Origin of the sequence: Fictibacillus sp. B-59209, from assembly GCF_036216745.1 — a bacterium.
Classification (GTDB): Bacteria; Bacillota; Bacilli; order Bacillales; family Fictibacillaceae; genus Fictibacillus_C; species Fictibacillus_C marinisediminis.
In genome coordinates, this window is sequence record NZ_JARMMC010000023.1 from 67406 (window position 1) to 79622 (window position 12217).

The window sequence follows — 12217 nt, forward strand, 5'->3', positions numbered from 1 at the left end:
AATAACTATGTTACACTAGATTTAAAATTAATTAGCAAAATGATAAGCGCTCCTTTTTTATTTTAACCTATAAGAAAAGAGGTTGATCAATGATTGCTTTATACAAAGTGGATAAAGAGCTGGGGGAATTCATTACTCACATATTAATAAAGAGTGGCATTCAAACATCCTCATTTCATTCAAGAAAAACAGTCATAGATCATATTATGAATCCATTTGTCCTTATTACCCCTTCCATCTATTTAAACGAGGTTGAATCATTTTCGATTCCCATTGTCCCCTTGTCCTTGCACTTAAGTGATTTTAAAAAAACGATAGACGAGTACGATCTTCTTGGAAAAAACCCACTCATTATCGTATCAAATGATGAAAAAAAATGGCTGGATAATGAGAATCAAATGATTTACAATAAAACATTTGAAATTTGCAGCAAAGACAACATCGATTTTGGAAATGCAAAGATAAACACATCTTTCCTAATTCCTTCTTGGGAAAGTCATCTGCCCATTGCCCAACAAACAAAAGAGAACCTATATTATGTTCAACCATCAATGGATACCGTATTTTCCTCTATAAGACAGGCAATAAATCTCTTGGGTGTCACCAGAGAGATGTTCAAAGAAAAATACCAGGTACAAGCCATCGCCGATTCTGCTCATGATGGATTAATAGCGGTAGACCGCCAAGGGAAAATAACTCTAACCAATGAAAATGCAAAAAAGTATTTAGGACTTGAAGGTGAAGTCGTTGGAAAGTACATAACGGAATTTATTCCGCACTCGGATATGCTTAGAGTGCTCCAGACTGGAAGGAAAGAAATAGGGGATGTTGCTAAGATTCTCGATCGGCAAATTATTATTAATCGTTTTCCAGTCATTCTTAACCATACTGTGGTAGGAGCTGTATCTAATTTTAAGGAAATCACTGACCTGCAAAGGCTGGAAATGAAACTAAGGAAAAAGTTGCATGATAACGGATTAGAAGCTAAATATAGACTCGAGGATATTATTGGAGAGGAAAAAGAGATCCGTGAGGCCAAAGAACAAGCAAAGATCTTTTCGAAAACAGATGCAACGGTTCTAATTACAGGAGAGTCTGGAACAGGTAAGGAATTATTTGCTCAAGGGATCCATCTGGAAAGCAGCCGTGCTATTGGTCCTTTTGTTGCTGTTAATTGTGCAGCTTTTCCTGAAAGTCTCCTGGAGAGTGAATTGTTTGGCTATGAAGAAGGAAGTTTTTCAGGTGCAAGAAAAGGCGGTAAACAAGGACTCTTCGAATTAGCACATGGAGGGACCCTGTTTTTGGATGAAATTGGCGAAATGCCCTTGCAGATACAGGCGCACCTTTTGCGTGTTCTTCAGGAAAGGTCTGTACGCAGAATTAGCGGACAACGAACGATTCCTGTTAATGTTCGAATTATTGCAGCCACAAATTCAAATATTGAAGAAGGAATTACCAAGAAGAAATTTAGGACAGATTTATATTATAGGTTAAATGTACTTTCTCTTGAATTGCCAGCTTTACGAAATAGACTGGGGGATATCCCTTTACTTACCGGACATTTTATTGAGCAAATCAACGAAATGCATCGCAAGCAAATAGTAAAAGTTGAAGAAGATTTTATTTCTGTTTTGCAGCATTACCACTGGCCGGGTAACATCCGTGAATTAAGAAATGTCTTGGAGCGAATTGTTTTACTGCAAAAAGGAACAGAAATTTTGGCTGAAGATGCTTCCTTTTTTTACCCTAAGCTTAGGAAGAACAACACAAGAACAATAGAGAGCAGTGCAATAACAATAAAAGAGAGTGAAAAAGAGTTAATTCAAGGAGCACTTCAAAAATATGAGAGCAAAGCAGAGGCAGCAAATGCTCTTGGGATTGACCGGTCAACTCTTTGGAGGAAAATGAAAGAATACCGATTATGATGTTTTATTTTGAAACGTTTGTTGTAAAACGCGACAAAAATTCTCTTCGCATACTATTTTTTTACGTGATAAGTTCAGAAAATTTAAAATTAACAGAATTGGCACGAAACTTGCAAAGTAATTATCATTAACAGAACAAAATGAGGTGATAACTTGAAGCATTTTTCGATTGCCGCCATACCTGGAGATGGAATTGGGCCTGAAGTGATGGCAGAAGGGTTAAAAACATTAAAAAGGATTGAGGAACTTCACGGAGGGATTCATTTTTCTATCGACTCCTTTGATTGGAATTGTGATTACTATTTAAAACATGGAAAGATGATGCCTGAAAATGGTTTGGAAATTTTGCGGGATTACGATGTCATACTGCTTGGAGCGATAGGAGCCCCATCTGTACCTGACCACATATCCGTTTGGGAGCTGATCTTGCCTATTCGGAGGACTTTTCAGCAATATATCAATTTACGTCCAATTAAACTTCTAAGAGGATTGGACAGCCCTCTTCGTTATAAAGCGCATGATGAATTGGATTTTGTAGTAGTCCGTGAAAATACGGAGGGAGAATACTCCAACATGGGAGGGCGGATACACGAGAATACACCCTTTGAACTTGCAGTACAAAACAATGTGTTTACTAGATATGGAACCGAACGAGTGATCAAATATGCCTACTCCTTGGCTGAAAAAAGAACCAAAAAACGGCTGACCGCAGCTACTAAATCGAACGGTATTAATCACTCAATGCCTTTCTGGGATGAAATCGTAAAGGAAGTCAGCCGGAATCATCCATCTATACGAACTGATATTTATCATATTGATGCACTGGCGGCCTATTTTATTACACGGCCTGAAGAACTTGATGTTGTTGTAGGAAGTAACCTTTTTGGTGATATCTTAACTGATCTTGGGGCAGCTATTGTAGGTGGCCTTGGACTAGCCCCTTCAGGAAATATTAACCCTGAAAAAACGTACCCTTCAATGTTTGAACCGATTCATGGTTCTGCGCCCGACATCGCCGGAAAGGGAATAGCCAATCCCATTGCTCAGATCTGGAGTATCAGCTTAATGATGGAGCATCTTGGTTTTTCTGAAGTTGCGGACTTAATTGTAGACTCGATCGAAGAGGTACTCCTTGAAGGAAAGGTATCAACACCAGATCTTGGCGGGAAAAACACGACGAGTGAATTTGGAAGTGCCATTCATGAACAAATGACGTTTAAGAGTATGAATTTTAATTAAGGAGATGGATGAAGGATGACCGAGACACAAACTTCATTATTGAATGATAAAAAACTCTATTTGTACATTGATGGAAAACACGTTCAAACCGAACAAACCATTCCTGTTTATCATAAGTACACAGGGGAGGTGATTGCAAACATCGCTAAAGCAAGTAAGCATCATGTGGATCAGGCAGTGTCTGCGGCTGAAAAAAACTTTAAGACCGACAAATTAACAGCCTTCCAGCGATCTACTATTCTTTCAAAAGCAGCTGATTTAATGGAGGAGAGACGCAGGGATTTTGAACTCTCATTAGTAAAAGAAGTGGGTAAGACCCAAAAAGATGCGGCGGGAGAACTTGATCGAACGATTAACACGATCCGTTTGTCCTCAGAAGAAGCCAAAAGAATCGCCGGAGAAATGATTCCGCTGCAGGCGACGGAAGGGGCAGATAACCGGTTAGGCTTTACCATTCGTGTCCCAAAAGGGGTTATTGGAGTTATTACTCCATTCAATTACCCTTTGCTGTTAGGGGTTCATAAAATTGCTCCCGCTCTTGCTGCTGGAAATACCATTGTAATTAAGCCTGCTACCACTACCCCGCTGGCGACATTTCAGCTAGTGGATCTTTTGGAGGAGGCAGGTCTTCCGAAAGGCTATGTAAACATCGTCACCGGTGCAGGCAGTGAGGTTGGTGAATGGCTCTTGGAAGATGAGCGCATTGCGATGTATACATTTACTGGTTCAGGTGAAGTCGGAAGGCATATTAAAGAACGAAGCGGTTTAAGGCCAGTAGCTCTTGAGCTGGGCAACAATTCCCCAAACATTGTTCATAGTGATGCAGATTTAGAGTTAGCTGCGAAACTTACGGCGAGCCGCAGTTTTCACAACGCTGGACAAGCATGCATAGCTGTTCAGCGCCTATATGTTCATCAATCTGTCCTGAATGATTTTACAGAGCATTATTTACATTATGTACAACTATTGAAGGTGGGCGATCCAGAAATAGCAGAAACAGACGTTGGTCCGATGATCAGTGAAAAAGAAGCCATTCGTTCAGAGAAATGGGTGAATGAAGCCATTGAACAAGGAGCAAAATCCTTGTTGCCAGTAAAAAGGGAAGGTGCCTTATTATTTCCAACAGTACTCGTCAACACGAAATCTGAGATGAAGGTGGTATGTAAGGAAGTGTTCGCTCCCATTGTTAGTATCATTCCTTATCAGGATATTGAAGAAGCATTCCAATGTGCCAATCAATCAGAGTATGGGTTGCAGGCTGGCATTTTCACCCGTGATTTACAGCTGGCGATGAGAGCGGCTAAAGTTTTGCAATACGGCGGGGTAATCATAAATGATGTATCAACTTATCGTAATGATGTAATGCCATATGGCGGTGTGAAAAACAGCGGGATTGGAAAAGAAGGACCGCATTACGCCATTCAGGAAATGACAGATGAACGTATGGTGGTGATGAATCTATGACTGCAGGATTGCTAGAAGGAAAAACAGCTATCATTACTGGGGCTGGCTCGGGAATGGGGAAAGCTGCAGCTAAGGTGTTTGCAGCCCAAGGAGCAAAGGTCGTGTTAGCAGACTTAAACAGAGACGCTGCTAACCTTACAGCCGAAGAAATAGGACAAGCAGGAGAAGTAATGGTCGTTCAGACAGATGTGGGAGATGATGAAAGTGTCCAATACCTGGTCAATGAAGCCGTCGATAAATACAAAAATTTAGACGTCCTGCTAAATTGCGCGGGAGTTCCTCAGTTTTTCACTCCCATTGAAGAAATGAGCATAAGTGAATGGGATAAGATTATGAACGTCAATGCGAAATCGATTTTTTTGACCACACGGCATCTTGTTCCTCATATGAAAAAAATGAGAAAAGGATCGATAATTAATATCGCTTCCATTGCAGGAATACGGGCCAGACCTGGATTAAACGCTTATTGTGCATCGAAAGGGGCGGCGATCATGTTAACCAAGGCACTGGCACTTGAATTAGCTCCTTATAAAATCCGGGTTAACGCCATTAATCCAGGACCAGCTGAAACTCCTATGCTGGGAAAATTCTTACCTGGTGATGAGGAAAAGGTTGAGGAAGACAAAAAGAAAATTTTTCTCGACAGCGTCCCTCTTGGCACTTTGATTCAACCGGAGGATATTGCGGAGGCAGCTTTATATCTAGCTTCTGATCTAGCAAAAGCGGTCACTGGAGAAATTATGAATGTCGATGGCGGCCGGGGAATCTAGTCTGAATTTAAGTATTAAGAAAACAGAATAAGAAGGGGAGGTTTATATGCATCAACCTAATGTATCAATTGAAGAGCGTACAACAAAAAAAGTATTTTGGAGAATCATTCCGTTTATCTTTTTGTTATACATTGTAGCCTTTCTTGACCGAGTAAACCTTGGATATGCCGCATTAGATATGAACAAAGATTTAGCACTGGCAAGCTCTACGTTTGGTTTAATCTCTGGTATTTTCTTCTTTGGATACTTTCTGTTTGAAATTCCCAGCAATATACTCTTGCACAAAGTAGGAGCAAGAAAGTGGATCGCACGGATCATGATCAGCTGGGGATTAGTTGTTATTATGACAGCTTGGGCTCAGAGTGCTGCACACCTCTATGTTTTGCGTTTTCTTTTAGGAGTAGCGGAAGCGGGATTTTTTCCAGGAGTTATTTTATATATTACCTACTGGTTCCGGTCAAAAGAGCAGGCCAGAGCCTTCGCCTTATTTATGACAGCTCTTGCAGCTTCAAATATCATTGGAGCTCCATTATCTACTTGGATCATGGATTCTATTAATTGGGCAGGGATGCCTGGATGGCGCTGGATGTTCGTTTTAGAAGGAATACCTGCAATCATCATTGGAATTGTTACGTTTTTTTACTTAACGGATCGTCCACAAGACGCAAATTGGCTGGAAAAAGAAGAAAAAGAGTGGCTCATACAGGAAATTCAACATGAAAACGGACAGAAAGGGAGCCTGAAACACCATTCAACTCGTGAAGTGCTAACCAACCCTCTGGTTTGGAAACTATCACTCATCTACTTAACGCTGGTTATCGGTCTATACGGCATTGGATTTTGGATGCCGACCATCATAAAATCATTCTCTTCGTTGCTCACTAACACCCAAGTCGGCCTTATTTCAATGGTGCCTTACATTGCTGGAGGAATTTGTATGATTTGGTGGGCCCGACGGTCAGATCGAACAGGTGAGCGAAGATTATTTACGGCTCTACCTCCTTTATTGGGGGCTCTAGGCTTAATTGGGGCAGGGATGACGTCTAATCCTTATCTTTCTATTTTAATGATGTCCATTGCAACCGTTGGAATCTACAGTTTTTTTGGTCCCTTCTGGTCACTCCCTGCTTTATTTTTGACAGAAGCCTCAGCAGCAGTAGGAATAGCACTGATTAACTCGATTGGTAACTTAGGAGGATTTGTCGGACCTTACATGATCGGTTATTTAAAAGATGCTTCTGGAAAGATGGAGGCAGGGCTATTTTTTCTAGGCTTTAGTTTAATAATGACGAGTTTGCTAGTTTTCAGTTTAAAAAAGCAAAACTCAGTTATGAAGGCTGATGAACCCCTGGTAAAAACGAAAACGTTGTAGTTAACAGAGCATAGGGGAAAGGGGATTTTAATGACAAAACCTCTTATTCAAATTAGCGACCTTAGTTTTGAATATAGTGTGAATAACAATACTTCCATACCGGTATTGAATGGAGTTACTTTTGATATTTTTCCAGGAGAATATGTTGCGATTGTTGGACATAACGGCTCCGGCAAGTCCACCCTATCAAAACACTTGAATGGAATTCTTAAGCCAAGTAATGGCGATGTGTTGGTAAGCGGTTACAATACAAAGGAAACGAATGTAATCCGGGAGATTCGCCAAAAGGTAGGTATGGTATTTCAGCATCCCGATAACCAGATTGTTGCGACAATCGTTGAAGACGATGTCGCCTTTGGTTTAGAGAATATTGAAGTACCCGTATCCGAGATGAAAGAAAGAATTGAATATGCATTGGAAGCAGTAGGGATGAGCGAGTTTCGAAAAAGACCGCCTCATCACCTATCAGGCGGACAAAAACAGCGGGTCGCCATTGCGGGAATCATTGCGATGAAGCCAGATTGTTTAGTGCTTGATGAAGCTACCAGTATGCTGGATACTCATGGAAGAAGAGATATTTTGGAAGTTGTCCGCAAACTGAATAACGACGGAATGACCATAATATCCGTTACCCACCATATGTCGGAAGTAGCAGAGGCCAGCCGGGTGATCGTTATTGAACAAGGCCAGATTGTATTGGACGGCCCGCCCAGAGAAATCTTTCAGCAGTATGAACTGTTGCATCAATTGAAGCTTGATGTTCCTGTTGCCAGTCAATTAGCAAGATTGATTCATGAATACGACGAAGAATTTCAGGCAGACTTAATCCAGAATAACGAGATTGTCCAAGAAGTTGTACGTCTATCAGCCAAAAGAGGGGTGATTGTAGGATGAGTGATCTTCCCATTTTAGAAGTGAAAGATTTATATCATACGTACATGGAAAAGACCCCTCTTGAGTACCAGGCGCTTTCAGGGATTAATTTACAAGTGAAAAAAGGGGAATGCATCGCGATTATTGGTCATACGGGATCCGGCAAATCCACGTTAATTCAGCATTTCAACGGTTTGATGCGTCCTCAGCGCGGAGAAGTATTGGTGGATAGCCAAAATTTATCTGATTCAAAACTTGATGTAAAAGCTTTGAGAAGAAAAGTAGGCCTCGTGTTTCAAAACCCTGAAGACCAGATTTTCGAAAAGCTGATCGGTGATGATATCGCGTATGGCCCTTTAAAAATGGGACTCCCATTAAAAGAAGTGAGGGATCGTGTCAAGTGGGCAATGGAATTGGTCGGCCTTTCTTTTGAGGAACTGAAAGACCGGGTGACCTATGCCCTGAGCGGTGGACAAAAAAGAAAAGTTGCTTTGGCCGGTGTTCTGGCATTACAACCCAAAATTTTGGTATTAGATGAACCTACAGCAGGTCTTGACCCCCATTCGAGACAAGAACTTTTGCACAAAATAGGTCAGTTGAACGAGAAAGAGAACATGACAGTCATTTTTGTTTCTCACAACATGGAGGAAGTGGCCTATTTAGCTCAAAGGATTTATGTGTTGGCAGAAGGGAAGAATCTGGTTGAAGGAACACCCCGAGACATTTTCGGTAATTCGGAAACCCTAGCTAAACACCATATTGGAGCACCTCAAACTGTAGAGATTCTCGCACGTCTAAAAGAACGGGGTTATCCAGTCAATCTTAAAGCATATGAAATGGAGTCTGCCGCACAGGAAATCGTTTCTATCCTTCATAGGAGGTGATAATGTTGGCTGGTTTTGAATTTGAATTAACACGCAATATAACGATTGGCCAGTACTTGCCTACTGGTTCACTTGTTCATCGTATGGATCCCCGCGTAAAGCTTTTAGCCTTCACGATTCTAGTCATTGCAATGGCTGTATGTGACACCTACGGAGGTAATATTATTGCTCTTGCTTTTGCCTGTTGGTTATTTTACATGTCACGTATTCCCATTAACTATGGTTTATCAGGGGTCAAGCCTGCAATCCCATTCATTTTGATATTAGCCGTGCTGCAATTGTTGTTCTATACCAAAGTTGCTTCTGGTGGAACGGTTTTAGTGGATTATGGATTTATCCTGATAACAAGTGACAGCATAAGGCTAGTCGTCGTTTCTGCCTTTCGTTTTATCGAGATCATCTTTTTAAGCAGTGTACTAACCTTAAGTACTTCTACAACACAAATTACACATGGGATTGAGAGTTTATTAAGACCATTAAAGCATGTAAAGTTTCCGGTTCATGAATTTGCGCTGATTATTACGATAGCAATCCGTTTTGTTCCAACGTTTGCTATGGAAATGGAAAAAATGATGAAGGCCCAAGCATCAAGAGGAGCGGAGTTTGGAACGGGTGCCTGGTGGAGAATTATCCAAAGAACAAAAGATGTATTCCCTATTATTATTCCATTATTCAATGTTGCTATGTCCCGGGCAGAGGACTTAGTGCTCGCAATGGAAGCAAGGTGCTATACACCAGGAAGTGAACGGTCAATTTACACAAAGTATAAGGCTCAAACCAAAGATTATATAGCTATTCTTTTTTGTATTTTATTCGCTGCATTCTTACTAGCATTCCCTTTTCCCTACTAGAGATCACTACCAAACTATCATTTTTTAAAAAATAAGGAGGGTAATCGAATGGAAAGAGGATTAACCACAAGAAAGATTGTTATTGCAGGTGTCTTAGGAGCGGTAGCTATTTTGCTTGGTGTCACTCGGTTAGGTTTTATTCCTGTTCCAACAGCAGCAGGAAATGCAACCATCATGCATGTTCCTGCAATCATTGGAGGAGTTATGCAAGGGCCATTTGTTGGACTGGTTATTGGATTAATCTTCGGTGTTTCATCTTTTTTGGATGCAACGATACCACTATTCAAGGATCCACTAGTGGCCATCCTTCCTCGATTGTTTATTGGTGTCACTGCTTACTTCTCTTATATTTCACTTCGGAGAGTCAACGAATATGCCGCTATTGGAGTGGCTGGCTTTATCGGAGCTTTTACCAATACGCTCCTCGTTTTAATCATGGCGGTGGTTAGAGGCTATATTGCACCGGGTGTTGCGGTTACAATTGCGGTTACTAATGGCATACCGGAAGCTATAGTCTCCGTTATCATTACCCTGGCAGTAGTTGCAGCTTGGAAAAAACTGGATCATAGCGGGAACAGAAAATCCAAGATTTCTGGAGATATGTAGTGAAATGTTTTCAAAATATTACGGATGTCCCTGGCATTAAAATCGGCAATGAAGAAGACCGTATAGGTTATACAGGATGTACTGTTTTAATAATGGAAAAAGGCGCCGTTTGTGGTGTGGATGTTCGGGGGGCTGCTCCAGGGACTCGGGAAACGGATCTGCTTCATCCCCTGAATCTCGTTGAGCAAGTGCACGGTATTTGCCTGGCGGGAGGAAGTGCCTATGGTCTGGATGCAGCAAGCGGGGTCATGAAGTTTTTAGAGGATAAAAGGATTGGTTTGGATGTTGGAGTAGGAGTTGTTCCGATTGTTCCCTCAGCAGTCCTTTTTGATTTGCCTGTTGGTGACCCTTCGGCAAGGCCAGATCGGGAAATGGGTTATCAGGCAGCATCCAACGCGGAAAGGGGACATTTTCCACTTGGTAATTCAGGAGCAGGATACGGGGCCACGGTTGGTAAAGTAGCTGGCCATCATCGAGCAATGAAGGGAGGTCTCGGTTCGGCGTCTTTAATTTTGCCCAGTGGTTTAATTGTGGGCGCTATTGTTGCCGTTAATGCCATAGGGGAGATTCGAAATCCTGAAACTGGAGAAGTCATTGCGGGTGCAAGAGATGACCAAGGGAATATAAGAAGCAGCTTAGAATGGATGATTGAGCAACCTGAAATTCCATTGACTGCTGGCACGAATACAACGATCGGAGTTGTCGCGTGCAATGCTAAGTTAACGAAGTCACAAGCTTCGAAAGTAGCCTCCATGGCTCATGACGGATTAGCGAGAACGATTTATCCTGTGCATACGATGTATGATGGGGACACCATATTTTCTTTGGCTGCTGGAGATATGAGTGCTTCTGTTGATCTGATTGGAACCATTGCTGCAGACGTTTTAGCACAGGCAGTCATCCAGGCCATTATGAAGGCTGAAGGGATCAAGAACTTTCCATCAAGTAAAGATGTCAAAAAATCACTTTGGAAAGGTAGGGAGCAATGACAACTGCTATAGAATCTATTCTCCAATATGTTGATGAAAAAGAAGTAGTCGAACTGACAAGAAGCCTTATCCGTATTAAAAGTGTTTATCGCCCAAATCTTGAAGACGGAAACGAAGAAAAGGTAGCCCGTTTCATCGTTGATTATCTTAAGGACATAGGATTAGAAGTTTACTATGAAGAAGTAGTGCCTGGACGCCCGAATGTTATAGCAATCTATGACTCTGGTATTCCCGGAAAAACCCTTCTGTTTGAGGGGCATACAGATGTGGTAACTGAAGGAGACCTGGACTCCTGGACGTATGACCCCTTTGGGGGAGAAATCAGTAACGGTAAAATTTATGGAAGAGGTTCTTGTGATACAAAAGGGAATTTAGCGGCTGCAATTTCTGCTGTTCATTCTATGAAAAAATCAGGCGCAGCATTCAAAGGTAAAATTATACTTTGTATCCCATGTGACGAAGAAGGCATGATGATTGGTATTAAACATTTTATAAAGAATGGCTGGGCGAATGATGTGCATGGAGCCATTATTTGTGAACCAGAGGAGAATCAGCTATGCATTACCCAAAAAGGTGCGATGAGGATCGTTTTGAACACATATGGAAAAATGGCTCATGGCGCTATGCCGCTCACAGGAATAAATCCTGTTACAAGAATGGCTAAATTAATCGTAGAATTGGATAAACTGGAACAAACAGAAAAAGAAAGACTGGGAGAACATCCTTATCTCGGATGGCCAAGTATCACGCCTACAATTCTCCAAGCACCAGTAAAGGGGGAGCCGCAAATCAATGTAGTTCCTGCACAGTGTATGGCCACTCTTGATATTCGGACGGTACCGGGACAGGAGCACGAACAATTAAGAAGCAAAATTGAAGATATTATTGAGCGGCTTAGTGAAGATGATGATGATTTTAAAGCAACACTCGAACTGATTGAAGACCGTCCTTGGACTGAGACGCCAAAAGATCATGAAGTTGTACAAGCGATGGCACAGGCATATACCCAAGTTACGGGCAAGGATCCTGTTTTTAACGGTGTACCAGGTGCAACAGATGGTACTTTTCTTCATCTTGCAGGGGTGCCAATCGTTACAACAGGAGCAGGTGATCGGTATATCCCGCACCATGCCGATGAATATGTTGATATTAAAGAACTTGTTGAAACTGTGAAACTTTACACTCTTTCCGCACATAATTTTTTGAAATAGCTCCTAACAAATCATTAAAGGGGCTGTCCAAGA

General features: G+C 41.6%; 11 protein-coding genes. All 11 read left to right on the plus strand.

What is annotated here, in order from left to right; translation table 11 throughout:
• Positions 1–89 precede the first annotated feature (89 nt).
• Positions 90–1925 (plus strand): sigma-54 interaction domain-containing protein, encoded by a 1836-nt coding sequence (locus P4361_RS19490; RefSeq protein WP_328090601.1) that lies wholly within the window; start codon positions 90–92, stop codon positions 1923–1925.
• A gap of 153 nt (positions 1926–2078) precedes the next feature.
• Positions 2079–3164 carry a tartrate dehydrogenase gene (locus P4361_RS19495; RefSeq protein WP_328090602.1) on the plus strand — a complete coding sequence of 362 codons (1086 nt, stop codon included), beginning with the start codon at positions 2079–2081 and terminating at the stop codon, positions 3162–3164.
• A gap of 15 nt (positions 3165–3179) precedes the next feature.
• Complete coding sequence (locus P4361_RS19500) at positions 3180–4628, plus strand: aldehyde dehydrogenase family protein (RefSeq protein ID WP_328090603.1); 1449 nt, start codon at positions 3180–3182, stop codon at positions 4626–4628.
• Complete coding sequence (locus tag P4361_RS19505; RefSeq protein WP_053358234.1) at positions 4625–5398, plus strand: SDR family NAD(P)-dependent oxidoreductase; 774 nt, start codon at positions 4625–4627, stop codon at positions 5396–5398. Before P4361_RS19500 ends, P4361_RS19505 begins: the two co-directional genes overlap by 4 nt.
• Before the next feature lie 46 nt (positions 5399–5444).
• Positions 5445–6770 carry an MFS transporter gene (locus tag P4361_RS19510; protein WP_328090605.1) on the plus strand — a complete coding sequence of 442 codons (1326 nt, stop codon included), beginning with the start codon at positions 5445–5447 and terminating at the stop codon, positions 6768–6770.
• Between the two features lie 30 nt (positions 6771–6800).
• Positions 6801–7664: an energy-coupling factor transporter ATPase gene (locus P4361_RS19515; protein ID WP_328090606.1), complete on the plus strand. Its 864-nt coding sequence runs from the start codon at positions 6801–6803 to the stop codon at positions 7662–7664.
• Entirely contained in the window at positions 7661–8527 is an 867-nt protein-coding gene (locus P4361_RS19520) for an energy-coupling factor transporter ATPase (protein ID WP_328090607.1), read from the plus strand. Before P4361_RS19515 ends, P4361_RS19520 begins: the two co-directional genes overlap by 4 nt.
• 2 nt (positions 8528–8529) lie before the next feature.
• Positions 8530–9378, plus strand: a complete 849-nt coding sequence (locus tag P4361_RS19525; RefSeq protein ID WP_328090608.1) for an energy-coupling factor transporter transmembrane component T — start codon at positions 8530–8532, stop codon at positions 9376–9378.
• A gap of 48 nt (positions 9379–9426) precedes the next feature.
• Positions 9427–9984, plus strand: coding sequence for an ECF transporter S component (locus P4361_RS19530; protein ID WP_091009811.1), 558 nt, complete (start codon positions 9427–9429; stop codon positions 9982–9984).
• On the plus strand, positions 9984–10973 hold the full coding sequence (locus tag P4361_RS19535; protein ID WP_328090609.1) for a P1 family peptidase: 990 nt from the start codon (positions 9984–9986) through the stop codon (positions 10971–10973). Before P4361_RS19530 ends, P4361_RS19535 begins: the two co-directional genes overlap by 1 nt.
• Positions 10970–12184, plus strand: a complete 1215-nt coding sequence (locus P4361_RS19540) for a M20 family metallopeptidase (RefSeq protein WP_328090610.1) — start codon at positions 10970–10972, stop codon at positions 12182–12184. Before P4361_RS19535 ends, P4361_RS19540 begins: the two co-directional genes overlap by 4 nt.
• The last annotated feature ends 33 nt before the right edge of the window (positions 12185–12217 follow it).

Bases quoted from the DNA above. Each gene is read 5' to 3' on its own strand.
- P4361_RS19530 (WP_091009811.1), top strand. From the start codon at position 9,427: ATGGAAAGAGGATTAACCACAAGAAAGATTGTTATTGCAGGTGTCTTA.
- P4361_RS19515 (WP_328090606.1), top strand. From the start codon at position 6,801: ATGACAAAACCTCTTATTCAAATTAGCGACCTTAGTTTTGAATATAGT.
- P4361_RS19510 (WP_328090605.1), top strand. From the start codon at position 5,445: ATGCATCAACCTAATGTATCAATTGAAGAGCGTACAACAAAAAAAGTA.
- P4361_RS19500 (WP_328090603.1), top strand. From the start codon at position 3,180: ATGACCGAGACACAAACTTCATTATTGAATGATAAAAAACTCTATTTG.
- P4361_RS19520 (WP_328090607.1), top strand. From the start codon at position 7,661: ATGAGTGATCTTCCCATTTTAGAAGTGAAAGATTTATATCATACGTAC.
- P4361_RS19490 (WP_328090601.1), top strand. From the start codon at position 90: ATGATTGCTTTATACAAAGTGGATAAAGAGCTGGGGGAATTCATTACT.
- P4361_RS19540 (WP_328090610.1), top strand. From the start codon at position 10,970: ATGACAACTGCTATAGAATCTATTCTCCAATATGTTGATGAAAAAGAA.
- P4361_RS19505 (WP_053358234.1), top strand. From the start codon at position 4,625: ATGACTGCAGGATTGCTAGAAGGAAAAACAGCTATCATTACTGGGGCT.
- P4361_RS19525 (WP_328090608.1), top strand. From the start codon at position 8,530: ATGTTGGCTGGTTTTGAATTTGAATTAACACGCAATATAACGATTGGC.